The sequence below is a fragment of the Pseudomonas brassicacearum genome, from assembly GCF_009601685.2.
Classification (GTDB): domain Bacteria; phylum Pseudomonadota; class Gammaproteobacteria; order Pseudomonadales; family Pseudomonadaceae; genus Aquipseudomonas; species Aquipseudomonas kilonensis_B.
Genome location: NZ_CP045701.2, coordinates 6,425,347 through 6,452,120 on the forward strand (window position 1 = coordinate 6,425,347; position 26,774 = coordinate 6,452,120).

Genomic DNA, 26,774 nt, shown 5'->3' on the forward strand with positions numbered 1-26,774 from the left:
CGCCCCCGGTGCCACGCGCCGGGGGTGTTTGGTGCTTGCTCGAATCCAATTCTTTCCTACGTGGTATCTGAGTCATGGCCAAGCCTTCGTTTGTCAATTTGTGGAACAGCTATCCGCCCTACCCCTCCGCCAGTCCGGTTTGCGACGGTCCCTATATCAACCAGTGCGCCATTCGTATGAGCATCGCCTTGTGCGGGGAAAAGACCTTTCCGGTCAACACTTCGACTTATACGCTGGATCCCAAATGCGCCCATGGACATGCCCGCGGCGCGGAGTCATTGGCCAACTGGCTATGGAAGAAGAACCGCCTCGGCCCGCCGAAGGTCTACACCACCAGCGTGGCAGACCGCACAACACTGATGGGCAAGACCGGGATCATCTTCTTCAAGGACTGCTACCAACAAAATAGCGACACTGCCGGCCGACCTACTGGCGATCACATCGACCTGTGGAACCGTGGCCTGACCAAGAGCGGTGATCTGTTCTCAAGATCCAAGGCCATCTGGTTCTGGGAGCTTTCGTGATGCGCAGCCCTTTGTTTCTTTCGGCGCTGGCGGCAAGCCTCGTCAGTCTAAGCGCGTGCGCTGGGCAGGAAACAGTCGCTCCGGCAGCCCCGACTCAAGCAGTTTTCGTCGGACATCCGGTGAGTCTGATCGACGTTCAAGGCCGCTGTACGCTCGTAAAACCTGACCAGGGCCACCTGACGCTCGATATGGAATGGCCTTGCCAGTTCAGCCTGGGTCCGGACAAGCAACTGCGTGTGGAGACTTTCAACCAAGTGCCGATTTTCTTGGTCGAACGCAGCGAACAAATGCCCGCTCCCAGTCGCGATTGCTTGACCAAAATTCAAGCAGTACGCCTGGTCAAGGAAACATTGGAGGTCTCGGATGTGAGCCAGTTCGCCTCCTGCGGCCCTGGCCAATGGGATCAAAAAATGTATACGGCGCTCTTTCGGTGGTAACCGAAATCGCCACGCGCGATCGCCTGCAACCGTCCCTATTGGACCGGTTGACCGACGACGATCCGACCAACCCCAAGGAAAGCGCCGACAAGCGCGTGCTCTCCCTGACCCAATTGAAAGCCTCGGTGCTGCGTGACCTGGCGTGGCTGCTCAACACCACCTCGTTGCTCGACGCGGACGCCACGCTGCATACCCCGGCGGGCACCTCGGTGGTGAATTTCGGCCTGCCGGCACTGGCCGGCAACAGCGCGTCGAACGTCGATGTCTCGGCCCTGGAAACCTTGATCCACCAGGCCATTGCCACCTTCGAACCGCGCATCCTGCGCCACACCCTGCGGGTGCGGGCCCGGGCGACAGCCGAGATGAACCACAACGCGTTGAGTTTCGAGATCGAAGGCGATCTCTGGGCCCAGCCCGTGCCGCTGCGCCTGATGCTGCAAACCGACCTGGACCTGGAAACCGGCCATGTGCGCGTGGTCAACGCCGACCAGCGGAGACGCTCATGAACCCACGCCTGCTGGAGCTGTACAACCAGGAACTGCACCACGTGCGCGAAAGCGCGGCGGAGTTCGCCAAGGAATACCCCAAGATCGCCAGTCGGCTGAGCTTGTCCGGCATGGACTGCGCCGACCCGTATGTCGAGCGCCTGCTGGAAGGCTTTGCCTACCTGACGGCGCGGGTGCAGCTCAAGCTCGACGCCGAATACCCGACCTTCACCCACAACCTGCTGGAAATCGCCTACCCGCATTACCTGGCGCCGACGCCGTCGATGACCGTGGTGCAACTGCAGGCCGACCCGGACGAAGGCTCGCTGAGCAGTGGTTTCCCGCTGCCGCGCGATACCGTCCTGCGGGCTGCCCTGGGGCGTGAAACCCAGACCTGCTGCGAGTACCGCACCGCCCACGCGGTGACGTTGTGGCCGTTGCAGGTCAGCCAGGCCGAATACTTCGGCAACCCCTCCGCGGTGCTCGGGCGCCTGGCCGCCAGCGAACCGAAAGCCAAGGCCGGGCTGCGCATCACACTGCGCACCGGCGCCGAACTGCCGTTCAACAGCCTGGCCCTGGACAACCTGCCGCTGTACTTGAGTGGCGCCGACGAACAGCCCTTCCGCCTCTACGAACAACTGCTGGGCAATGCCTGCGCGGTGTTCGCCCGCAAGCCCGGCGGTGACTGGGTGGAACGGCTGCCCCAGGATGCGTTGCGCTCACGCGGTTTCGACGATGCCGACGCCGCGCTGCCGGTGGTGCCGCGCGCCTTCCAGGGCTATCGCCTGTTGCAGGAATACTTCGCCCTGCCCCACCGTTTCCTGTTCGTCGACTTCACCCAGTTGAGCCGTGCGGTCAAGCGTTGCGACGGCCAGGAGCTGGAGCTGATCGTGCTGTTCGACCGTCACGACCCGAGCCTGGAAGGCAGCGTCGGCGCTTCGCAGTTCCTGCCGTTCTGCACCCCGGCCATCAACCTGTTTCCCAAACGGCTGGATCGCATTCACTTGTCGGATCGGGTCAACGAGCACCACGTGATCGCCGACCGTACCCGGCCGATGGATTTCGAAGTGCATTCGCTGAGCGGCCTCACCGGCCACGGCACCGGGCCGGAGCAGCCGTTTTTGCCGTTCTACGCGGTGCGCGATCCGTCCCGTTATGGCCGCGACCAGGCCTACTACACGGTGCGGCGCGAACCGCGCGTGCTGTCCAGCGATCAACGGCGCAACGGCCCGCGCTCGACCTACATCGGCAGCGAAACCTTCGTCAGCCTGGTGGACAGCCAGCAAGCGCCCTATCGCCACGACCTGCGCCAACTGGGCGTGACCGCGCTGTGTACCAACCGCGACCTGCCGCTGTTCATGAGCGTGGGCAGCGGCAAGACCGACTTCACCCTGGCCGACAGTGCGCCGGTTGGCGCGGTTCGCTGCGTGGCAGGTCCCAGTCGCCCACGGGCCAGCCATGCCCACGACGCCAAGGCCTGGCGACTGATCAGCCAGTTGTCGCTGAACTACTTGTCGTTGAGCGAACAAGGCCAAGGCGCGGCCGCCCTGCGTGAACTGCTGCGCCTGTACGGCGACAGCAACGACGCGGCGCTGCAATTGCAGATCGAAGGCCTGCGCGAAGTCAGCAGCAAGGCCTGCACCCGGCGCTTGCCGATGCCCGGCCCGATCGTGTTCGGTCGTGGCCTGGAGATCACCCTGGAATTTGATGAAAACGCGTTTCGCGGCACCGGGGTGTTCCTGCTCGGCGCCGTGTTCGAGCGCTTCCTGGCACGCTACGTGTCGATCAACAGTTTTACCGAGACGGTGATCCGTACCACCGAACGCGGCGAGATCATGCGATGGAAAGCCAAGCCCGGACGTCGTCCGACCCTGTGAGTACCCTGGAGGCGATGCACCAGGAACCCTGGGAATACGATTTCTTCCAGGCGTTGCGGCGCATCGAGTGCGAGTCCCCCGAGCTGCCGCGCCTGGGCCATTCCCTGCGCCTGGCCGACGACCCGCTGCGTCTCGGGCAACAGGCCGAATGCACTTTCGCGCCAGCCACCCTCGCCTCGGTGCAACCGGGCAGCGACGGTGCGCCGGCACGCCTGGAGCAATTTTTCTTCGGCCTCGGCGGGCCCAACGGCCCGATGCCGCTGCACATCACCGAATACGTGCGCGAACGCCAGCGCAACAACGCCGACAGCACCAGCAAGCGCTTCCTCGATGTGTTCCACCATCGCCTGCTCAGCCTGTTTTATCGGGCCTGGGCCGAAGCGCGGCCAACGGTCAGCCATGATCGCCCGGACGATGACTATTGGTCGGCGCGCCTGGCGGCACTGAGTGGCCGGGGCATGCCGAGCCTGCTCAACCAGGGGCTGATCCCCGACACGGCGAAGCTGCACTACAGCGGCCACCTGTCGGCGCAAACCCGCTACCCCGACGGTTTGAAAGCGATCCTCAACGAGTACTTCGGCCTGCCGGTGGAGATCGAAGAATACGTCGGCCAATGGCTGGAACTGCCCGAGCGCAGCCGCGTCGGGGTCAGTGCTCATCAATTGGGCGTGGACTTCTGCCTGGGTCGCTTCGTGTGGGATCGCCAGCACAAGTTCCGCATTCGCCTGGGGCCACTCAAGCTCGTTGACTACATGGGCATGCTGCCCGGCAGCCAACCGTTCAACGAACTGGTGGCCTGGGTCGCCGAGTACCTGGGCCATGAACTGGACTGGGACCTGAACCTGGTCCTGGAGCAGCCCGAAGTCCCGGCGCTACAACTCAACGGTCGCTTCCGCCTGGGCTTCAACACCTGGCTGGGCCGCCCCGAAACAGATGCCAACGATCTAATACTGGCCAGGCATTACGCCGAACAGGCCAACACCTCACAGACCTCAAGGAGCCATGAGCATGGGTGAAATCAGTCGCGCCGCGTTGTTCGGCAAACTCAACAGCGTGGCCTACAAAGCCATCGAAGCCGCCACCGTGTTCTGCAAGTTGCGCGGTAACCCTTATGTGGAACTGGTCCACTGGTTTCACCAGTTGCTGCAACTGCAGGACTCGGACCTGCACCGCATCATCCGCCAGTTCAACATCGAGCCGGCGCGCCTGGCCCGTGACCTGACCGAAGCCCTGGATCGCCTGCCTCGGGGTTCGACGTCCATCACCGACCTGTCGTCCCACGTGGAAGAAGCCGTGGAACGCGGCTGGGTCTACGGCAGCCTGATGTTCGGCGAAAGCCAGGTGCGCACCGGTTACCTGGTGCTGGGCATCCTCAAGACGCCGAGCCTGCGCCACGCGCTGCTGGGCCTGTCGTCGGAGTTCGACAAGGTCAAGGTCGAAGCCCTGAGCGAACGGTTTGACGAATACGTCGGCGACTCGCCGGAAAACGCCCTGACCGCCAGCGACGGTTTCAACGCCGGCGCCGTGCCGGGCGAAGCCAGCGGCGCCATGGCCCCCAGCGCCATGGGCAAGCAGGAAGCCCTCAAGCGCTTTACCGTCGACCTCACCGAGCAGGCCCGCAGCGGCAAGCTCGACCCCATCGTCGGCCGTGACGAAGAGATCCGCCAACTGGTGGACATCCTCATGCGCCGCCGGCAGAACAACCCGATCCTCACCGGTGAAGCCGGCGTGGGCAAGACCGCCGTGGTCGAAGGCTTTGCCCTGCGCATTGTCGCCGGCGACGTACCGCCGGCCCTCAAGGACGTGGAACTGCGCAGCCTCGACGTTGGCTTGTTGCAGGCCGGCGCGAGTATGAAAGGCGAATTCGAACAGCGCCTGCGCCAGGTCATCGAAGACGTCCAGGCCTCGCCCAAGCCGATCATCCTGTTCATCGACGAAGCCCACACCCTGGTGGGAGCCGGTGGCGCCGCCGGCACGGGCGATGCGGCCAACCTGCTCAAGCCGGCGTTGGCCCGCGGCACCTTGCGTACCGTGGCTGCCACCACCTGGGCCGAGTACAAGAAGCACATCGAAAAAGACCCGGCCCTGACCCGGCGTTTCCAAGTGGTACAAGTGGCCGAGCCGTCGGAAGACAAGGCCCTGCTGATGATGCGCGGCGTGGCTTCGACCATGGAAAAACACCACCAGGTGCAGATCCTCGACGAAGCCCTGGAAGCCTCGGTCAAGCTGTCACACCGCTACATTCCCGCGCGCCAGCTGCCGGACAAATCCGTGAGCCTGCTGGACACCGCTTGCGCCCGCGTCGCCATCAGCCTGCACGCCGTGCCGGCCGAAGTGGATGACAGCCGTCGGCGCATCGAAGCACTGGAAACCGAGCTGCAAATCATCGCCCGCGAACACGCGATTGGCGTGGTCATCGGCACTCGCCAGACCCAGAGCGAAAACCTGCTGAGCGCCGAGCGCGAACGCCTGGCCGAACTGGAAGGTCGCTGGGCCGAAGAGAAAACCCTGGTGGACGAACTGCTCGCTACCCGCGCCACCTTGCGCGAACGCGTTGGCGTGGTGGACAGCGAGGATGGCAGCGAAACCAGCCATGAACTGCGCGAGAAACTGGTGGACCTGCAACAGCGCCTGACCGCCCTGCAAGGCGAAACCCCGCTGATCCTGCCCACCGTGGATTACCAGGCCGTGGCCTCGGTGGTCGCCGACTGGACCGGTATCCCGGTGGGCCGCATGGCCCGCAACGAACTGGAAACCGTGCTCAACCTCGACCAGCACCTGAAAAAACGCATCATCGGCCAGGACCATGCCTTGCAGATGATCGCCAAGCGCATCCAGACCTCCCGCGCCGGCCTCGACAATCCAAGCAAGCCGATTGGCGTGTTCATGCTCGCCGGCACCTCCGGCGTGGGCAAGACCGAAACCGCCCTGGCCCTGGCCGAAGCCATGTACGGCGGCGAGCAGAACGTCATCACCATCAACATGAGCGAGTTCCAGGAAGCCCACACCGTGTCGACCCTCAAGGGCGCACCGCCGGGCTACATCGGCTACGGCGAAGGCGGCGTGCTGACCGAAGCCGTGCGGCGCAAACCGTACAGCGTGGTGTTGCTGGACGAGGTGGAAAAGGCTCACCCGGACGTGCATGAGATCTTCTTCCAGGTGTTCGACAAAGGCGTGATGGAGGACGGCGAAGGCCGGGTGATCGACTTCAAGAACACCTTGATCCTGCTGACCACCAACGCCGGCACCGAGTTGATTGCCCAGGTCTGCAAAGACCCGCAGAACGTGCCCGAGCCGGAAGACATCGCCAAGGCCCTGCGCCAGCCGCTGCTGGAGATTTTCCCGCCGGCGCTGCTGGGCCGCCTGGTGACGATCCCGTACTACCCGCTCAGCGACGAGATGCTCAAGGCCATCACCCGCCTGCAACTCAACCGCATCAAGAAGCGCGTGGAGAGCACCCACAAAGTCGCCTTCGACTACGACGACGCGGTGATCGACCTGATCGTCTCGCGCTGCACCGAAACCGAAAGCGGCGGGCGCATGATCGACACCATCCTGACCAACAGCCTGCTGCCGGACATGAGCCGCGAGTTCCTGACCCGCATGCTCGAAGGCAAGGCCTTGGCCGGGGTGCGGATCAGCGCCGTGGACAACGAATTGCAGTACGACTTCAGCGACGCGGCTTGACGGTAAGGAACACTGTAAAACCCTGTGGGAGCGAGCTTGCTCGCGATAGCGCAGTCACATTCAACATCCATGTTGACTGACACACCGCCATCGCGAGCAAGCTCGCTCCCACAGTGGGTATTCAGCTCCGCCAGTTACTACAACCTGCACGAGACCCTCGATGTTATTCAACCAAGCCTCACGCCTGGCCAAGATCACCAGCCCCCTGGGACCTGAGGTACTGCTGCTCAAGGACATGGGCGGCGGCGAAGAATTGGGGCGGCTGTTCAACTACGAGTTGCAGTTGCACTCACTGGACAATGCCATCGACCTCAACCAGCTGCTCGGCAAGCCCATGTGCGTGAGCCTGCAGCTCGATGGCGGTGGCGAACGCTACTTCCATGGCATCGTCGCCCGTTGCAGTCAGAACGTCGACCAGGGCCAGTTCGCCAGCTACCAGGCCACCCTGCGCCCGTGGTTCTGGCTGCTGACCCGCACCTCCGATTGCCGGATTTTCCAGAACCTGACCATTCCGCAGATCATCAAGCAGGTGTTCCGCGACCTGGGCTTTTCCGATTTCGAAGACGCCCTGAGCAGGCCTTATCGCGAGTGGGAATACTGCGTGCAGTATCGCGAGACCAGCTTCGATTTCGTCAGTCGCCTGATGGAACAGGAAGGGATCTACTACTTCTTCCGCCATGAGCAGGGCCGCCATGTGCTGGTGCTGGCCGATGCCTATGGCGCCCACACCACGGCCCCCGGCTACGGCTCGGTGCCCTACTACCCCAAGAACGAGCAGCAGCGCGAGCGTGACCACATCCACGACTGGCACCTGGCCCAGGAAGTCCAGCCCGGCTCGCTGGAGCTCAACGACTACGACTTCCAACGCCCCAGCGCACGCATCGACGTACGCTCGGCCATGCCCCGCCCACACACGGCCGGCGACTATCCGCTATACGACTACCCCGGCACCTACGTGCAGAGCCAGGACGGCGAACACTATGCCCGCACCCGCATCGAAGCCTTGCAGACCCAGCACGAACAGGTCGAGCTGGCCGGTAACGCCCGGGGCCTGGGCTCGGGGCATCTGTTCAGCCTCACCGGCTTCAGCCGCCAGGACCAGAACCGCGAATACCTGATCGTCGGCGCCCGCTACTACCTCTCCCAGGAAAGCGGCGAAACCGGTGGCGGCGCGCCGGCCGCGCAGTTCGAAAGCAGCCTGACCTGCATCGACGCCCAGCAAAGCTATCGGCCACTGCCCATCACCCATCGCCCTATCGTCAAGGGCCCGCAGACAGCGTTGGTGGTGGGCCCCAAGGGCGAGGAAATCTGGACCGATCAGTTCGGCCGGGTGAAGGTGCACTTCTATTGGGATCGGCACGACCAGTCCAACGAAAACAGCTCGTGCTGGATTCGCGTGTCGCAGGCATGGGCCGGCAAGAATTGGGGCTCGATGCAGATCCCGCGCATTGGCCAGGAAGTGATCGTCAGTTTCCTCGAAGGCGACCCGGACCGGCCGATCATCACCGGTCGCGTCTACAACGCCGAACAGACCGTGCCCTATGACTTGCCTGCCAATGCCACCCAGAGCGGCATGAAAAGCCGTTCGAGCAAGGGCGGCACGCCAGCGAATTTCAACGAAATCCGCATGGAAGACAAGAAAGGTGCCGAGCAGCTGTACATCCATGCCGAGCGCAACCAGGACATCGTGGTCGAGGTGGATGAAAGCCACTCGGTGGGCCATGACCGCAACAAGAGCATAGGCCACAACGAGACGGTGACCATCGGCAACAACCGCCTGCGCATCGTCAAGCAGGAGGACATCCTCTGCGTCGGCCAGCGCAAGACCGACAGCATCAGCCAGAGCTATGTGATTGAAGTGGGCGAAAACCTGCGCCTGGTGTGCGGCGAAAGCATCCTGGAGCTCAACGCCAGCGGCCAGATCAACCTGACCGGCGTACAGATCAGCTTCTACGCCAGCGGCGATGCCGAGTTCAACACCGGCGGCGTGCTGCACCTGAACAATGGTGGCGGCCCCGGTGCCACGCCGGACGGCCAGGGCGTCAAGGCCAGCATCGATGCCAACATCAACGCCGCGTTCCCGTCGCCCAAGGGCTAACCTCGAGATTTATGCGCCATGACTTATCGCCTCAATGAATTCCAGCTCCAGTTGCCGCCCAGCCAATTGCTGGACGCGACAATCAACATCCTCAAGTTCCCCGAACTGGGCACGTCCCTGATCGTCAGCCGCAGCTTGCTGGCCGACGGCGAGACCCTGCAAAGCAACCTCGACGACCAGCTCAAGCGCCTGGAAAAACAGGTCCAGGACCTGCGCTGCCAACCGGGCGCCACCGTGCGCGTGGGCGCCAACCAGGAAGTCGAAGCCATCGAACTGCGCAGCCAGTTCAACAAAGGCAATGAAAAAGTCTTCCAGTTCCAACTGGCCCTGGTACTGCCCGGGACCCGCAAAATGCTTGCCCTGAGCTATGTGAAAGCCGAGAAACTGGGCGATGCCGAAGCCGCGCATTGGGCGACGATCAAGGGGTCGCTGCTGTTCGACGTCTTGGCTTGATGAGCACCTTGCATGTCTGACGCACTTTGGGCTGCTCGACTAGGCGATGCACTGAACCACACCTCGATGATGGCCGATATCCTCGGTGGCGTCCTGGAAGTGGCCGCGAACATTGCGATCACCGCGGTGGCGACGGCTGCCGTGGTAGCCGCCACGGGCATTACCGTTGCCACTGGCGGCTTGGGTTGCTTCCTGCTCGGCGCGGTGGTGGGCGCCGTGGTGGGCCTTGCCATGAGCAAGACCGGGGCCGACAAGGGGTTAAGCGATATCTGCGAGGGCATCGGCAACGCCCTCTTCCCGCCCACGGTGCAGGCCAACATCCTCACCGGCTCCACCAACACCTTGACCAACAACATCCCTGCCGCCCGCGCCGCCGGGGCGATCGAGTCCCATGTCGCGCCGGCCGGCACCGAACTTGAAGCACCCGAAGCCGAACCCAGCTACCTGGACATGGCCGAGAATTTCTTCTCGCAGATGTGGCGTCCCACCGTCGCCGTGCCCGCGCCCGGTGCCGTGCCCAAGCCGCTGGACATGATCACCTGCATGAAACACCCGCCAATGCCGCCGCAGTTCCTGGCCGAAGGCTCGGACAAAGTCACCATCAACGGCCAGCCCGCCGTGCGCAGCGGCGACCGCAGCACCTGCGATGCGACCGTGGTGTCGGCCGGGCTGATTTCACCTGACGTGACCATTGGCGGCGGTTCGGTGGTGGTGCGCGAGATCCGCAGCGGCAAGACCCCGGGCGTCGGGCTGGCGGTCACGGCGCTGCTGATGCTAAAGGGCGGCAAGGGTAAATTCCTCAGTAACCTGCCGTGCATGTTGGTCGGCGGTGCGGCGTCGATGGCGGTCAGTAGCGCGATGGGCGCCGCGGCCAACGCCGCGATGGGCTCCTCGAACCCCGTGCACGCCGCCACCGGGGCCAAAGTGTTGGGCGATGTCGAGGAGATGGACTTCGTCCTGCCCGGCATCTTGCCGATCGACTGGCAACGCTTCTACAACAGCCGCGACGAACGCCGCGACGGGTTGTTCGGTGCCGGTTGGAGCGTGCCCTATGAGGTACGCGTCGAAATCCTGCCCCATCCAGACGGCGGCGAAACCCTGGTTTATAGCGACGAACAGGGCCGACGCATCGACATGGGTTCCATCCCGTTGGGCGGCGCCGTGTTCAGTGCCGGTGAAGGCCTCAGCGTGCGACGGCATGCCAACGGCGAGCTGCTGATAGAGAGCGCGGACGGACTGTACCGCTTGTTCGAGCCCACGCCAGCCAATGCAGCGCTGCTGCGCCTGAACCAACTGGGTGACCGCAACGACAACCGTATCTACCTGGACTACGACGACAACGGACGCCTGGCGCAACTGCGTGACACCTTCGACCTGACCCGCATCGCACTGGCGTATGACGAGCGCTGGCCACAACGAGTCAGCCGGATCGACCGCCAATATGCCGATCAACGCCGGGAAGTGCTGATGCACTATGGCTACGACGGCCAGGGCGATCTGGCGCAGGTCCGTCAGTCCAACGATCAGGTAAAACGTCGCTACGCCTACGACGCCGGGCGGCGAATGGTGGAACACCAACTGCCTACCGGGCTTCGCTGTTTCTATGAATGGGCGTTGGTTGAAAACCTGGATTGGCGCGTGGTTCGCCACTGGACCGACGCGGGCGACGCCTACACCTTCGATTACGACCTGGCCGCCGGGACCACGCGCATCACCGACGGCTTGCAGCGCATCAGCACCCGTCGCTGGGATAGCCGCTATCAGATCATCGAAGCCACCGACGCGCTGGATCGCACCTGGACCTTCCAGTGGAACGACGAAAGCCAGTTGCTAGGGGCCACCGACCCCAACGGCGGACAACATCAGTTCAGCTATGACGAAGCGGGCAACCTCTGCGAAACCCGCGACCCGCTAGGGCGCAGTGAGTCAACCCTGTGGCTCGAACACTGGGCCCTGCCCCTGGCTGAAACCGACGCCGCGGGAAATACCTGGCAGTACCGCTATGACGCGCGGGGCAACCGCATCCGCGAAACCGACCCGCTGGGCCACGTCACCCGCTATCGCCACGACGCCCACGGCCAAGTGGTGGAGGTCATCGACGCCACCGACAAAAGCAAGACCATGCGCTGGACGGCGCTTGGGCAACTGAGCGAACACACCGATTGCTCCGGTTACACCACACGGCTGAGCTATTGCGAACGCGGGCTGTTGCTCAGCAGCACCGACGCACTGGGAGAGCGGACGCTTTTCAGCTACGACGACCAGGGGCGACTGCTGAGCAAGCAACTGCCGGACGGGCGCACCGAGCATTATCAGCGTGACGCAAGCGGACAGTTGATCGGCTATAGCGACCCGGCCGGGCACACGACAAATTTCCAACACACCCTAACCGGTCAACTGCGGGTGCGCACCGACGCCCATGGCCGTCGGGTGGAGCTGAGCTACGACAACTACGGGCGCCTGCTGGCCCTGACCAACGAAAACGGTGAGCACTACCGGTTTGCCTGGGACGCCGCCGACCGCTTGACCGCCCAACACAGCCTGGACGGCAGCCTCAAGCGCTACGCCTACGACCCGCTGGACAACGTCACCCGCGTGGAAGCGCTCGCGGTGCCCGGCAGCACCGAGCTGGACCTCTCGCCACAAGCCCCCATCATCCATGAACTGGAGCGCGATGCGATGGGGCGGCTGGTGGCGAAAGTCACCGCAGACGGGCGCACCGAGTACCGCTATGACGCGCTCGACCAGGTCAACGCGATCACCTTCACCAGCCAGACCGGTGAAGTACAAAGCCTGGGCTTGCGTTACGACGCCCTGGGGCAATTGATTACCGAGCAAGGCTGGGCGGGGAACCTCGAACATCGCTATGACGAACTGGGCAACCTGACCCAGACGCTGCTTCCCGACGGTCGTTGGCTGAACCGCCTGCACTACGGCAGCGGTCACCTGCACCAGATCAACCTCGACGGCCAGGTCATCAGCGATTTCGAGCGCGACCGCCTGCACCGCGAAGTGCTGCGCACCCAGGGGCGCCTGAGCACCCGCAGCGAATACGACCGCAGTGGCCGCCTGCGGGCCCGCCAGCGCCGGCAACAGGGTCAATCCACGCTGCTGCCGCCTGTGGCGCAATCGCTGTTTGGCTATGACGCCAGCGATCAGCGGGTGGAGCGCTTCGACAGCCAGCCCGAAGCGTCCCATCGCCAATTGCTGCACTATGACGCCACCGGCCGCATTCTCGCCAGCCAGGACAACCTTCAAGGCCAGCGTGAAAGCTTCGCCTATGACCCGGCCGCCAACCTGCTGGACGGGCTGGGCACAGGCCAGGTCGCGCATAACCGCTTGTTGACCTACCAGGACAAGCGCTACCGCTATGACGGTTTCGGTCGCATGGTGGAAAAACGCAGCGCCCGCCGTGGCGTCCAGCGTTTTCGCTACGATGCTGAACAGCGCCTGGTGGAAGTGCGCAACGATAACGGCTCGGTCGTAAAAATGACTTATGACCCGTTGGGTCGACGCATCGAAAAAGCCGAGTACGACCGCCACGCCACGCTGCTCAACCGCACCCGTTTCACCTGGGATGCGCTGCAACTTTTGCAGGAACACCGCGACAGCCAGACCAGCCTCTACATCTACGCCGACGACAGCCACGAACCCCTGGCGAGGGTCGACGGCCTGGGCGAGCAACAGAAGGTCCGCTACTACCACAACGACTTCAACGGCCTGCCCGAACAGCTCTCGGAAGCCGACGGCCACACACTCTGGCGAGCTCGTTACCAAGTGTGGGGCAACACGGCCGAAGAGTTGCGCGAACCGTATTACATCGAAGAGCAGAACCTGCGCTTCCAAGGCCAATACCTGGACCGCGAAACCGGGCTGCACTACAACACCCTGCGTTTCTACGACCCGGACATCGGCCGCTTCACCACACCGGACCCGATCGGTTTGGCCGGTGGGCTGAACCTCTACCAGTACGCGCCGAACCCGGTGAGTTGGATCGACCCCTTCGGGTTGATGAAATGCTCGACGCCGCCCAAGGGGCGCAAGGTCAACCGAACGGTGTATCGCTTTGAAGAGCCAGGGCGGATCAGCACGACGTGGACAGCGCACAAGTGGAACGTCGCCTCCAGACACCGTTACACCGCCCCCGGCCTGGGTGGCGTCTATGGCGCCAACTCACGCAAGACCGCCATGGGCGAAGTCAATCACTGGGGCGTGGACCTGTCCACACGGGTGCTGGTGAGCAAGAAAGTGCAGCTCAACAACGTCCTGGACCTGACCCGGGCCGATGTTCGCAAGCAATTGGGGGTTTCCCTCAAGAGCATTACCGGCAACAAATACACCCAGACCCATCAAATCGGCGCCTGGGCCAAGGCTAATGGCTATGATGGGATCCTGGCACCGTCGGCGCGAAACCCGACCGGCAGCAACTTGATTTCCTTTGCAGGTTTTTAAAATGGGACTGGAAGACGAATACGTTGGTGACGCCGATTGGCAGACGTTCGTGCAGCTGTACGAAGAGGACTACCTCGACGACAACGCCCGCACGCTGGCCAAGGCCATGAACGACCACCTCGACATGGCCGTGGTGCTCTACGGCAAAAGAGGGCTCAAGGAAGGCTTATGGTGGCTGGAACAGACCGTGCCCGCCCTGGGCAACAAACGCCCGGCCGATTGCCTCAAGACCCCGAAACTGATCAAGCGCCTGAGAATGGCCTTGATGAGCATGCCGTAACCGACCAGGAAAAATAGCCAATGGAAGGCCTCGCATCACGTAGGCGCGCAGCCGCTTGCATGAGTATTCGGCATGTCTGACGCGCTCTGGGCGGCCCGCCTGGGCGATGCACTCAACCACACTTCAATGATGGCCGACATCCTCGGCGGCGTATTGGAGGTGGCGGCCAACATCGCGATCACCGCCCTGGCGACCGCCGCCGTGGTCGCGGCCACGGGCATCACCGTCGCCACTGGCGGCCTGGGTTGCTTCGTCCTGGGCCTGGTGGTGGGCACCGTTGTCGGCCTGGCCATGAGCAAGACCGGGGCCGACAAAGGCCTGAGCAATTTATGCGAGGGCATCGGCAACGCCCTCTTTCCGCCCACGGTGCAGGCCAACATCCTCACCGGATCCAAGGACACCGTCACCAACAACATCCCCTCGGCCCGCGCCGCTGGCGCTGTGGTTTCCCATGTCGCGCCGGCCGGCACCGAACTGGACATGCCCGAGCCGGAAGAAGAACCCAGCTACCTGGACATGGCCGGGGAATTCTTCTCACAGATGTGGCGCCCCACCGTCGCAACGCCAGCTCCCGGCGCCGTGCCCAAGCCGGAAGACTTGGTGATCTGCACCAAGCACCCACCCATGCCACCGCAGTTCATGGCCGAAGGTTCGGACAAAGTCACCATCAACGGCCAGCCCGCCGTGCGCAGCGGCGACCGCAGCACCTGCGATGCGACCGTGGTGTCGGCCGGGCTGATTTCTCCTGACGTGACCATTGGCGGCGGTTCGGTGGTGGTGCGCGAGATCCGCAGCGGCAAGACCCCGGGCGTGGGCCTTGCAGTCACCGCGCTGCTGATGCTCAAGGGCGGCAAGGGCAAGTTCTTCAGCAAACTGCCGTGCATGCTGGTGGGCGGCGCGGTGTCCATGGCCGCCAGCAGTGCGGCGAACGCGGCCGCCAACGCCGCCATGGGTTCGTCGAACCCGGTGCATGCCGCCACGGGCGCCAAAGTATTGGGCGGTGACGAGGACCTGGATTTCGTCTTGCCCGGCATCCTGCCGATTGACTGGCAGCGCGTGTACAACAGCCGCGACGAACGCCACGACAGCCTGTTCGGCGCCGGCTGGAGCGTCGCCTACGAAGTCCAGGTGCAAATCCTGCCCCACCCCGAGGGCGGCGAAACCCTGGTCTACACCGACGAACAAGGCCGGCCCATCGACATGGGTTCCATCCCCTTGGGCGGCGCGGTATTCAGTGCCGGCGAAGGCCTGGCCGTGCGTCGCCACGTGAACGGGCAATTGCTGATCGAAAGCGACGACGGCCTATACCGCTTGTTCCAACCTTCGCCAGCCAACCCTTCGCACCTGCGCCTGAGCCAACTGGGCGACCGCAACGACAACCGCATCCACCTCGACTACGACGACGCCGGACGCCTGGTGCGGCTGCGCGACACCTTCGACCTGGTGCAAGTCGAGCTGATCCGCGCAGGCGAATGCGTCACCCACATCGAACGCCTCTACCCCGACCAATCGCGGGAAGTGCTGGTCAGCTACGCCTACGACGCGGCGAACACCCTCGCCGAAGTGCGCGACGCCACCGGCCAGGTGCAACGGCGCTTCAGCTACGACGCCGGGCAGCGGATGGTCGAGCACCAGTTGCCCAGCGGCCTGCATTGCTTCTACGAATGGGCCCTGATCGACGACCAGGAATGGCGCGTGGTCCGGCACTGGACCGACGAAGGCGACGCCTACCAGTTCGACTATGACCTCAAGGCTGGCACCACCCGCATCAGCGACAGCCTGCAACGCGTCAGCACCCGGCACTGGAACAGCCAGCACCAGATCACCCAGTTCAGCGACAACCTCGGCCAGACCTGGTTGTTCGAATGGAACGACGAGCGCCAGTTGCTCAGCGCTACCGATCCACAGGGCGGCCAGTACACATTCAGCTACGACGACGCCGGCAACCTGATCAGCGAAACCGACCCGTTGGGCCGCAGCGAATCCACCCTCTGGCTCGAACACTGGGCCCTGCCGCTGGTGGACACCGACGCCGCCGGCCACAGCTGGAAATACCGCTACGACCAACGCGGCAACTGCACGGCGGAAACCGACCCGCTGGGCCACATCACCCACTATCGCTACGACGCCCACGGTCAGGTCGTGGAAATCATCGACGCCACCGGCAAGAGCAAAAAGCTGCGCTGGAACCCGTTTGGCCAATTGGTGGAACATGTGGATTGCTCGGGTTACCCGACGCGTTTCAGCTACGACGCACGCGGTTACCTGCACACCATCACCGACGCCCTCGGCGAGCGCACCCAATTCAGGTACGACGCCCAGGGGCGCCTGCTCAGCAGCCAATTGCCGGACGGTCGCACCGAGCACTACCAGCGCGACACCGCAGGCTTACTCACCGGCTACACCGACCCGGCCGGGCACACCACGCTCTACCAACACAACCGCCGCGGCCAGGTCCGCCAACGCACAGACGCCCAAGGCCGGCAGGTGCAGTTCGCCTACGACAGCTTCGGCCGGCTGCAAGCACTGACCAATGAGAATGGCGAGAGCTATCGGTTTGCCTGGGATATCGGGGATCGGTTGACCGAACAACAAGACCTGGACGGCAGCGCCAAGCGCTACGACTACGACCGCCTCGACAACGTCGCGGCAGTGACGGCGATGCCTGCGCCGTACGGCACAGGCCTGGCGCTCATTCCCGAAACACCGCCGGCCCCCATCGTCCATCGCCTGGAACGCGACGCCGTGGGCCGCCTGATCGCCAAAGTCACCGACGACGGCCGCACCGAATACCGCTACGACCCGCTGGACCAACTCACCGCCGTCACTTTCACCGACCTGCAGGGCAACGCGCAAACCCTGAGCTTCGCCTACGATGCCACCGGCCAGCTGCTCGCCGAAAACAGCGCCGCCGGCAGCCTGCAACACCACTACGACGAACTCGGCAACCTGATCCAGACCCAACTGCCCGATGGTCGCTGGGTCAACCGCCTGTACTACGGCAGCGGCCACCTGCACCAGATCAACCTCGACGGCCAGGTCATCAGCGACTTCGAACGCGACCGCCTGCACCGCGAAGTGCTGCGCACCCAAGGGCAGATCAGCACCCGCAGCGAATACGACCGCAGCGGCCGCCTGCGCGCACGGCAACGCCGTCACAGTAGCCAACCCTCGCTGTTGCCAGCGGCGGTGCAAAAACACTTCGAGTACGACCCCGCCGACAACCTCATCGGCAAACTCGACCAACAACCCGCCGCACAACAGCGCCAGCTCCTGCACTACGACGCCACCGGCCGCATCATCGCCACCCAGGACAGCCTGCACGGCCAGCGCGAAACCTTCACCTACGACGCCGCCGCCAACCTGCTGGACGGCCCGGCCCCCGGCGTAGGATTGGTGGTGCACAACAAACTGCTGACCTACCAGGACAAGCGCTACCGCTACGACGCCTTCGGCCGGATGATCGAAAAACGCAGCGCCAAACGTGGCGTGCAGCACTTCGCCTACGACGCCGAAAGCCGCTTGATCGAGGTGCGCAACGACAACGGCAGCGTCGTTAAAATGGCCTACGACCCGCTGGGCCGGCGCATCGAAAAAACCGAACACGACAGCAATGGTTACCCGCTGGGCGAAACTCGCTTCACCTGGGACGGCCTGCGCCTGTTGCAGGAACACCGCCACCAGCAAACCAGCCTGTACCTCTACGAAGACGACGGCTACGAACCCCTGGCCCGCGTCGACGGCAGCGGCCCGCTGCAAAAGATCCGCTACTACCACAACGACCTCAACGGCCTGCCGGAACAACTCACCGAAGCCGACGGACACAATGTGTGGCAGGCGACGTATCGGGTGTGGGGCAATACGCTGGAGGAAGTGCGCGAGCCGTATTACATCGAAGAGCAGAATCTGCGGTTCCAGGGGCAGTACCTGGACCGGGAAACCGGGCTGCATTTCAATACGTTCAGGTTTTATGATCCGGATGTGGGGCGGTTTACCACGCCGGATCCGATTGGGTTGAACGGTGGTCTGAATTTTTACGCCTACAGTCCCAACCCCTTTGGATGGATCGATCCATTGGGTCTATCTTGTCGCCTGAACTCTGTAGGCAGAACCCCTGGGAAGAGCAGCCGTACCGGCAAAGCGGTGATCGCGCGGATGAGAGCCGAAGGTAAAATAATCGGCACCGGGAAAAACATGAGATTCCAGAGCACCGACAAGAAATGGTATTCCATTAAAGACGCCGACATGGCTCATAAAACGGATGCCGTTAAATACTGGAACTCCAAAGGCGGTTTCCATGGGGCTAAAACCAAAGAAGTGAGGGGATGGATGCGCGACCCTGACAATTATGAGCTGGAATATTATTCCCATAACCGCTCCAAAGGCGCGCTCCTGACGGATCGATATAGGGACCCCGGCGATTTTATTGGTCCCGCAGAAAAGCCCATTTACTAGTAAAGGAACGTCATATGAAAGACTTGGCAGATAAAAGCCCGACGCTGGCAGACGAAATAATGCGCATCATGGCGTCGGGTAATGAGCTCGATGAGCAAAACAAAAAAAATGAAGCTCAAGCCCTGTACCAAAAAGCTTGGGAATTGCTTCCTGAACCGAAGCTGGAATGGACACCTTTGTCAGCCTGGGTCACAGGTTCTTTTTTCAACCTGCATTTTGACAATGGGGATTTCGAGGCTGCTAAAGACTGGGCACAAAAGACCTTGAATGGCCGGGAATCGGATATCGATACAGGGCCGCTGATTAACCTGGGAATGGTCTATTTTGAGCTGGGAGACCACGCGCAGGCTTATAGGTACTTTGATGACGCCTACAGCTTCGGCAAAGCTCGAGCCTTTCAAGAAAGACCCAAAAAATATCTGAAGTTTTACTTGGAAAAAAAGGCCTGACCAAAGCATGGCTCTAGAGCCCTCGGTTTCTAGCCCGGACAAGCTTTGACATTTATATGCCGATCGAGCCAACACCACAGGGCCTGATCCAAAACACAGATCCCGTGGCGAGGGAGCTTGCTCCCGCTGGGCTGCGCAGCAGCCCCAAAAAGGCCGGCGCATTCCTACAGAAAAACCGCTGCGCCACCGAGCGAAAGCACGCTCCCTCACCCCGAATCCTGGGCATTACGAAGGCTTGTTTATTCTCCCTCCGCCACGCTTCCGCCAGGCTACGAATCCTTGCGCCATTGCCTACAACTACGCCAGAATCCGCCCTCTTGTGCGCCTTGCCCATGGGTTCTATCGTTTCCCTGCCACTGCCCATCAGTGGTCGGGCTTGGCGGCCCGGTACACGAAAGGCGCAACAGCCCCCAATATGATTGCAATGCCTCTGGCATTTGGCACTCCTATGTTATGGCGGGTTGCGCAAGGATCCCTTCGGGGATGCCGGGTTCCTTTCGTTCCGGTCCGCCAACCTTGTGTAATCCGTCACCCCATCTGCTTGGCGGCAGACGGTGATGGTTCCTCTTACGAAAGGAGCTGCACCATGTTCAAAGTTACACCGAATCCTCCCGAAGCAGATCGCACCTCTGCGTCCACTAAATCCAAAACGAAGAAACAAGACGAAGCAGAAAAGCGCGCCTTGGATTACTACCTACTACCGAAACCGGAAAAGTCCGAAGATGCATCCAAACCGGACCAACTATTCACCGTGGCAAAAAACGCCGACAACGAATGCCTGCTCGCCAACCTCAGCGAAAACCTGGCGTCCGCCGACGCGATGATCAGCAACCTCGCCTTCGACCTGGAAGGCCCCCGCCGCCACATTGCCCTCGGCATCCAGCAACTGATCGAACTGAGTTCAATGCTGGCCAGCCGTGTGCTGGATAACGTCGATCCTCGCTAACCGCTACACCACCAACACCCGTGGCGAGGGGGTTTAGCGAAACATCGCACCGCCCCGCTGGACTGCGCCCGTAGGAGCTGTCGAGTGCAACGAGGCTGCGATCTTTTCCCTGGCACTTGAGTCTCAAGCGAAAGATCAAAAGATCGCAGGCTTCGCCAGCTCCTACAGAGCCGAGCGGGAGCAAGCTCGCTCCCACAGAGAAAATGTCACCACCAGGACGACACACCCCCTAAGGCATCACGTAACCGAGCCGCCCCCATACGCCGCTGCCTCGGATCAAACGCCAACGCCATCCGCAGCGCCGGCCAGCAACGCCTGGGCAGGTTGCGCGGTGCCTTGAGCGGGCGTTCCAACTGGGCAATAGTCACTGACTTCGTTTTCATGTGGCACGAACGCACCGCCCATGGGCAGCTTCCATAGCCCGGTACGATCCTCCCAGTACAGTGGGATGACAATCACCCCGTCGCGCTCTTCCTGTAGGAAGCCCCGGGTATCCGGCAGCCAATTGGCGACACCCGGGGACATGGTCAAGCACAGGGCCATGCGCTTGGAGGAGCGCATGCCACCGTGTTTGCCACCACCAGCTCCATCGGGCCAGACCCAGGGGCTTCAAGGGCTACCACTGGATACGGCAGGCGAGCCATGTCGACATGCGCCTGGCGCAGCTCGCTCATGTCGACCAATTCGGCGCAGTTGGGCAGCAGAAACTTCACGCTGTCGCGCAGTTGCTTTACTACAAACGTATGGGCCACACGAGTACCGCGGAGGTTCTTGCCAAACAAGGGCAGGGATACCTCCAGTTGCTCCAGGGCCTGAGTCGAATAGTTCAAGCTGCGCACGTGATCGGTCTTATCCATCATGCGGAGCTCCTCAGCGTTGCGTGACGCTGTCAGTAGCTTTTTTCCTGCCGCGCTCTTCCAACAGCGTTCTCGGCAACACAAACCCTTCAAAGCTGCGCTGGGTAATCGGGTTGTTGGCCTTCTCCGCCCCAATCCGATAACGCATCAATCCATCAGCGACGGCAAAGGTCAGGTCCACGCTGGTGTCGGTTCTCCCATTGAGGTGCCCGCGACTGAGCAGGCGGAACAACGACCACGGCCCGCGATAGCTCAGGCTGGCGGTGTTGCCGGTGCTGTGCACCAGGGTCAACTGGCTACCGTTGGTGTTGCCCAGGCTGTTGGGCCACACCAGTCCTGTGCGTTGCGGCGCGCCGTGTTGGTAGGGGATCAGTTGGCCGTCGACGCTGAGCATGCTGCTCAGGCGGGTGGCGCTCAGGGCCAGGGGTTCGATGGTGAGTTGCACGGCCAGGTGGCCACGGTGGTTGAAGAAGGTGTCACGGATGCGCTCCGCCTTCTTGAGCTGTTCCAGTACGTCGTTGCGCACCAGGTAGCCACCGAGGCTGTCTGAGTACAGAGCATCGAGGTTGTCCTTGAGAAACACGTTCAGGTATTGATCGTGGAACTGCTGCAGACGCCCTTGTGGACCGAAGAACGCTTCAAAGTCGTCCAGCGAGGCGTCCTCGCCGCTGACCTTGAATGGGTAGCGACCCGCCAAGCGCTCACGGTAGAAACTGTAGATTTCACTGTCCCAGCGTTTTTCCAGTTCACGCAGGGCAGCAATCACCAGCACCTGTGCGGTCTGGTCGGCGAGCTTTCTGACGTGTTGGTTCAGCGGCTCGGGCAGGCCCACGGCGACGCGTTGCAGGTTGGCTATCGGGTCAGCACCGTCCAGGGAGAAGCGGTTGAGTACGGTTTTCAGCGCCGCCTTGCCGGGATCTGGGTTGTCGTGCACGGCTTTGGCGTAGTCGTAGACGGCGCTGACTGAGCGCAGAGTTTCTTCGTAATAGGACGGCTGCTCGCCTCGCGCAGCGATCAATTCCGCCAGGCTGGAGAACGCGCGCCGGATACCGGCGGCTTGTTGCTGGCCGTCCGGAACCTTGTCCATCGAGAGCGGTGCTTGCCCCTCGACCAAGGGCACCGACGGGTAGATCACGCTGTTGTCGCGCAAGGTTTCCAGCAAACGCCGCAACGGCGCGGCCGGGCCGGTGACCTGTTCCAACACCGCCACGCCGTGGCTGAGATCGTCGAAGTCAGTCACCGCGAACTGATTCAGCGCCCGCCGCCAGCTGTCCACGTAGTCGGCGCTGTACAGGGCACGGATACGTTGGGTCAGCACTTTGCGGTCTTCATCGGAGTAGTCCAGGCGTTGCCGCTCGCCGAGCACCCACTGGTCGATCATCGCCAGTTCGATGATGCCCTCGGTGCCGGGTTCGAAATAGTCCTTGAAGCCCCTGGCAGTGAGCAGCGGTGGCAACTGCAAGCCGCTGCCCTCTTGATCGGTGTTCAGCGGGCGGTAGACGATATCGAACGCCGGCCCCACTTCGTTGCGCAGGTCCAGTGGGCGATGCAAACGCTCCAGGGCATCCTGTTTCAGGCTCATGTAGACCCGTTCAGCCATGGGCAACTGGCGCAGTTGCTGCTGCACCTGGCCAATACGTTCGCGGTAGTGCGGCAGCTCGGCGTCAGCGTATTTCAGCGCGTAGTCCAGGTGCCCCATCAGGTCGGCCTGCAACTGGCCTTGGCCAGGATAGGCGCGCTGCCATTGCTTGCCGACCCATTCTTCGACAATGGCTGAGCGGCGGTTTTGGCGCTCTTCGAGCATGCGGTACACGCGCAGGGCCGCCAGTTGCTGATTGCTTCCGGCGGGCGCGGTGTTGATTGCATCCAATACACCGCTGGCAATCGCAGGGAGGAAGCGTTTGGACAATAGGTTCAGATAGGCCTCATCCACGGTGGGGCCAATAGCCCTCCCCTGATATAGCCCCATATCCGACAGCAACGGCCAGGCTTGGCGATAGTCGCCGAAGACCAGCACCGCATCACGGATCTGGTCCAGGGGCAGCAATAGGTTGCGCCCGGTAGGGTCGACCTTGGTGTCGATATCCCGCCCACTGAACTCCTGGCTCTTGACCAAGACGTTGACCGCCTTGTCTCGGTTGATGTTGAAGTAAAACTGCCAGGTGCCGATGACGACCAAACAGCCCAAGGAGGCGACGCTGAACCCGGCGATCAGCAACCGCCGCTTGCTGCGGGCCACCTTGATGTTGTCGCCCGCCAAGCCTGCTTCGGGGTAGATCACTCGTTGGAACAGTTGCTGGGCAAAATAGATGGCGGTGCCACCGGCTGGTTTGACTTCGGGTGGCGGTGGCGGCAGTTGATAGGCTTGCCCCGCTTCTTTGACGAAGGCGTTGCTCAAGGTACCTTGCTGAAGCACCGAGGAGAAATACAGCCCGCGCACCAACGCCGGGGTTGTGAAACGATCGCTGCCGAGCATTTCGCCGAGAAAGCCGAACAGTGCCGGGCGCAAGCCCGCCATCTGATGCATCAGCGCCTGCAAGCGATCACGCTCCTCCAACGTACGCGAATCCCTGGTGCTGTTGAAAACCTGTTCGCTCAGGCAGGCGACAAAGGTTTGGTATTGGCGCGTCAGTTCTGCCAGCCAGGCATCGAAATCATCCACCGCGTCCAGGCTGAAGGTGAAGCCCAACAGGTCTTCGCGCCCACTGCGCGACAAGCGGGCGAAGAACTCTTCAAAACCCTCCAGCAGGTCAAACTTGCTCAGCGTCACGTACACCGGCAAACGCGTGCCCAACTGCCGCGTCAGCTCAAACAGCCGAGTGCGCAGCAGGTTGGCGTGGGCCTTGCGTTGTTCGGGACGTTGCGCCAACAAGACCTGCACATCGATCACCAGGACCACGCCGTTCAACGCTCGACGGCTACGGTTGCGCGTCAGCCAGTCGAGCAGGTGCGACCAAAGGCGCGCATGGGTGCCGGTGGGCAGTACCGATTTGACCTTGCCCTGTTGCTCGACGTTTTCAGCCGGTGAGTCCGGATGGCTGAGGAACTCACCAGGAGGGTCGATCAACACCGCCTCGTCACCGATCCACCAATCCACCGGATAGGCCAGTTGCTCTTCCTGATGAGCCCTCACTCCGGCCTTGGTCACATGGGATAACGCAAAGCTCTGGTTGGAACGCGTGATCAGACTGGTCTTGCCGGCATTTTCCTCGCCCAGCACCAGATACCACGGCAGTTGATAGAGCGAACGGCGGCGCTCCATATTGTTCAGCAGGTTGCCCAGGCTGCGGTCCAGCGCACGCTCCTGCGCCTCGATATAAGGCAGACTGGGATCGGCTTGCACCGCTGCCTCATGTTGGCGCTCCACCTGTAGACGCTGGTAACGATTACGCACACGCCACGCCCAGATCAGCAGCGGCATCACCACCACCACGACACTGGCCGAGATGCGCACCGACAATTCACTCAGCGGTTGATGCTCGCGCCAGGTCCATTGGGGGCCTAGCCACCAGATGGCGATCAGCAAGAACACTACGCCCAGCAGCACCAGCACCGGCAATGCCTGGTTGAACTGACGCAGTACCGGCAGGCCCCAGCGTTTGAGGTAACTCCAGACCATCCCCATAAATCGCTCCTACTCCTTAACCGCTTTAATCAAATGACTGTCGTCGACGGGTTGCGCCACCTTCCGGTACAACTCCGGCTCCCACCCTTGCGCCGTGGTCTCGCGCATCAGCCGCGCAACGTTGGCGTATAGGTCATCCGCCAGCCACGACAAGCCACGCGATGTCAGCAAGTCGGCGGCGATCACAGTGGCGTAGCTGCGCTGGCGCGGGGCGTCTTGGGCAGCGTGCAGTTCCTGCAGGCGCAGCAGCACCCGCTCAACGCCTTCAGTGTTGAGTTGGGCTGCCAGTTCGTCGCGCAGGCCGGTGTATTCCTGCACCGGGCTGCCGGTGGTTTGCGCCTGATCGGCGCCGGTGATCCAGGCCTGGGTCTGCGCATCAATAAACGGTGTGCCGTCGCTAAAACACAGTTCCAACAGCGCCGGAAGACGACAGACAAACCGCTCGCAGGTCTGGCGGATGGCGCCGGCCACTTCTTCCATCGCCAGGCGCGAGGCGACCTGGGCGGCCAGGTAACTGCCGCGCAGCCAGTACGGTGAGGCGCAGACACTTTTTTCGATGCGCAGCAGCAGATTCAGCTCAATGCCGTTATGGTTCAGCGCGTCCTGGTAGCCGTCGACGATATCCTTGGGCACGGCGGTCAATTCGGTGCGACGGTCGCGGGTGATGGGCGGCGCGGTGCGCAGGTGCGACCACAGGCCGAAGCGGCGCAAGTGATAGCCGGTGGGGTCGTAGGGGTCTTGCTGGTTGATCTGCTCGGCCATGTTCAACATGGCACGGCGTTGTTCGCGCTCATTGCTCGGCGCTTGCGGCTTGGGGCTGGTGAAAAAGGCTGACTCCAGCACGCTGCCGGAGGTGGCCACACGGGCGGGCTCAGTGGCAACGACCGGCTCGCTGTATTTCTCCAGTTGGCGTTGCAACGCATCCAACGGCGCCGGATCGAGCTTGGCGCTTTCGGCGCAACGTTGCAGGTTGGCCAGGGCCAGTTCTGCCGCGGCTTGATAAGCCGGTTCAAAGCTGCTGCGCTCCAAGGTCGGCAACACCTGTCCAAGGTCGCTCAGCAGGCGCTGCACCTGCTTGCGCTTGTTCAGATAGCCGGTAGGGCCGGGCTTGGGGTGGGCACTGTCCCAATACCGTTCAACCATGCCGGTGACCAAACTCAGGGCATCGGCCCAACGCGCCCATTGGCGAGTTCGCAGCCAGACCACTTGCAGATGGGCGACGATGCGCCAGTGCTTGCACTGGGTCGCCAGGTATTGGCGGGAGGCTTCGTCGATATAGGGCCAGTCGATATCCCCTTCGCGCAGGCCGCCGAGCTTGACCATTTCCTGGTCGATGGCCTGGTAGGTTTCGTCCTCCATATCGAAATGCCCGGCGGGTAGCTCGGGATCGATGGGGGTCAGCAGTAACTTGACAGTGTCCGCCGGCACGTCGATCACCAGCGACATACTTGGCGCTCCTGCTCGATCAGTTCACCCAGCCCTTCGGCATCGAAGACCAGGCCGTGCAGCTGCGGATAGTCACTCTCCAGCCGCAGGCGCTGGCCGCCGCCCATGTTGCGCAACAGGGAAATCGCCTGCAGCCCGCGCCCGGCGTCGACCACCAGGCCCGCGTCGTCTAGGACCTGCCACTGATAAGCCGCGGAGACCGGGCGTTCATCCTTGAACAGCTGGATGCGAATCTTGTTGGGCTTGGCCGGTTCATCCAGCACCAGTTGCAGGCGCGATATTTTCGATTCGCAACTGATGGCCAAATAGGGCCGAGGCGGCAACGCTCCCAGGGCCGGGGCGGAAATCACCAAGCGGGGTTGTTGGTCGTTGTCCGGCTCCGGGAATGACGACAACAGGAAACGCTGGTCCTCGGGGGAACGCTTGGCTTCATTGCGCTGGACCAGATCGACAATCGGCAGTACCCGGCCCAGGGCATGTGGTGCCGCTGGTGCGTGATGAATGGGCGTACCAGCGGCCAAATCAAAACACTCCAGCCGCTTCAAAGGGGAGACGATGGAGGGGCAATCTTGTGTCGCCGCTTGCACACCCGTTACAGCCACCACCATGAGACAAAGCCCCCATTTCCACCCTCGCCATCCGTCGCGCATCAACACCTCCTGAAATGCCTCATTGAGGTCCAAATCAGACATTTTTTTAAGTT

At 62.5% G+C, this 26,774-nt stretch carries 17 protein-coding genes and 1 pseudogene; 13 read left to right on the forward strand and 5 right to left on the reverse strand.

What is annotated here, in order from left to right; translation table 11 throughout:
- The first annotated feature begins 74 nt into the window (after window positions 1–74).
- From GFU70_RS28030 to GFU70_RS28090, 13 genes are all read left to right on the forward strand, one after another.
- A complete protein-coding gene (locus tag GFU70_RS28030; RefSeq protein WP_058542705.1) occupies window positions 75–524 on the forward strand; it encodes a type VI secretion system amidase effector protein Tae4 in 450 nt (149 codons plus the stop codon).
- The gene (locus GFU70_RS28035; RefSeq protein WP_116643591.1) at window positions 524–961 is read left to right on the forward strand and encodes a hypothetical protein; all 438 of its coding nucleotides are present in this window, start codon (window positions 524–526) and stop codon (window positions 959–961) included. Before GFU70_RS28030 ends, GFU70_RS28035 begins: the two co-directional genes overlap by 1 nt.
- Window positions 955–1,467, forward strand: a complete 513-nt coding sequence (tssE, locus tag GFU70_RS28040; RefSeq protein ID WP_058542707.1) for a type VI secretion system baseplate subunit TssE — start codon at window positions 955–957, stop codon at window positions 1,465–1,467. The genes GFU70_RS28035 and tssE overlap by 7 nt, the downstream gene beginning before the upstream one ends.
- Entirely contained in the window at window positions 1,464–3,323 is a 1,860-nt protein-coding gene (gene tssF, locus GFU70_RS28045) for a type VI secretion system baseplate subunit TssF (protein ID WP_153389086.1), read from the forward strand. Before tssE ends, tssF begins: the two co-directional genes overlap by 4 nt.
- Entirely contained in the window at window positions 3,287–4,339 is a 1,053-nt protein-coding gene (gene tssG, locus GFU70_RS28050) for a type VI secretion system baseplate subunit TssG (protein WP_058542709.1), read from the forward strand. Before tssF ends, tssG begins: the two co-directional genes overlap by 37 nt.
- The gene (gene tssH / locus GFU70_RS28055) at window positions 4,332–7,010 is read left to right on the forward strand and encodes a type VI secretion system ATPase TssH (protein ID WP_153389087.1); all 2,679 of its coding nucleotides are present in this window, start codon (window positions 4,332–4,334) and stop codon (window positions 7,008–7,010) included. The genes tssG and tssH overlap by 8 nt, the downstream gene beginning before the upstream one ends.
- Window positions 7,011–7,170: 160 nt before the next feature.
- Window positions 7,171–9,108: a type VI secretion system tip protein TssI/VgrG gene (gene tssI, locus GFU70_RS28060; RefSeq protein ID WP_058545368.1), complete on the forward strand. Its 1,938-nt coding sequence runs from the start codon at window positions 7,171–7,173 to the stop codon at window positions 9,106–9,108.
- Window positions 9,109–9,126: 18 nt separating this feature from the next.
- Window positions 9,127–9,561: a DcrB-related protein gene (locus GFU70_RS28065; RefSeq protein ID WP_058545367.1), complete on the forward strand. Its 435-nt coding sequence runs from the start codon at window positions 9,127–9,129 to the stop codon at window positions 9,559–9,561.
- A gap of 12 nt (window positions 9,562–9,573) precedes the next feature.
- Window positions 9,574–14,013: an RHS repeat-associated core domain-containing protein gene (locus GFU70_RS28070; RefSeq protein WP_153389088.1), complete on the forward strand. Its 4,440-nt coding sequence runs from the start codon at window positions 9,574–9,576 to the stop codon at window positions 14,011–14,013.
- A gap of 1 nt (window position 14,014) precedes the next feature.
- Complete coding sequence (locus GFU70_RS28075) at window positions 14,015–14,293, forward strand: hypothetical protein (protein WP_116643585.1); 279 nt, start codon at window positions 14,015–14,017, stop codon at window positions 14,291–14,293.
- 72 nt (window positions 14,294–14,365) lie between these two features.
- The gene (locus GFU70_RS28080) at window positions 14,366–18,748 is read left to right on the forward strand and encodes an RHS repeat-associated core domain-containing protein (RefSeq protein WP_153389089.1); all 4,383 of its coding nucleotides are present in this window, start codon (window positions 14,366–14,368) and stop codon (window positions 18,746–18,748) included.
- A 14-nt stretch (window positions 18,749–18,762) separates the two neighbouring features.
- Window positions 18,763–19,197, forward strand: a complete 435-nt coding sequence (locus GFU70_RS28085; protein WP_058545365.1) for a tetratricopeptide repeat protein — start codon at window positions 18,763–18,765, stop codon at window positions 19,195–19,197.
- Window positions 19,198–19,783: 586 nt separating this feature from the next.
- Complete coding sequence (locus GFU70_RS28090; RefSeq protein ID WP_153389090.1) at window positions 19,784–20,143, forward strand: DUF6124 family protein; 360 nt, start codon at window positions 19,784–19,786, stop codon at window positions 20,141–20,143.
- Window positions 20,144–20,349: 206 nt separating this feature from the next.
- Here the strand turns inward: GFU70_RS28090 and GFU70_RS28875 are convergent.
- The 5 genes and pseudogenes from GFU70_RS28875 to GFU70_RS28115 all read right to left on the reverse strand — a co-directional run.
- Window positions 20,350–20,499, reverse strand: a pseudogene (locus GFU70_RS28875) (serine/threonine protein kinase); the annotation flags it as partial.
- A 171-nt stretch (window positions 20,500–20,670) separates the two neighbouring features.
- A complete protein-coding gene (locus tag GFU70_RS28100; RefSeq protein WP_153389092.1) occupies window positions 20,671–21,003 on the reverse strand; it encodes a hypothetical protein in 333 nt (110 codons plus the stop codon).
- 10 nt (window positions 21,004–21,013) lie between these two features.
- Complete coding sequence (gene tssM, locus GFU70_RS28105) at window positions 21,014–24,625, reverse strand: type VI secretion system membrane subunit TssM (RefSeq protein ID WP_153389093.1); 3,612 nt, start codon at window positions 24,623–24,625, stop codon at window positions 21,014–21,016.
- A gap of 9 nt (window positions 24,626–24,634) precedes the next feature.
- On the reverse strand, window positions 24,635–26,071 hold the full coding sequence (tssA, locus tag GFU70_RS28110) for a type VI secretion system protein TssA (RefSeq protein WP_153389094.1): 1,437 nt from the start codon (window positions 26,069–26,071) through the stop codon (window positions 24,635–24,637).
- Window positions 26,059–26,592 (reverse strand): type VI secretion protein, encoded by a 534-nt coding sequence (locus GFU70_RS28115; protein WP_264295953.1) that lies wholly within the window; start codon window positions 26,590–26,592, stop codon window positions 26,059–26,061. The genes tssA and GFU70_RS28115 overlap by 13 nt, the downstream gene beginning before the upstream one ends.
- Between the last annotated feature and the right edge of the window lie 182 nt (window positions 26,593–26,774).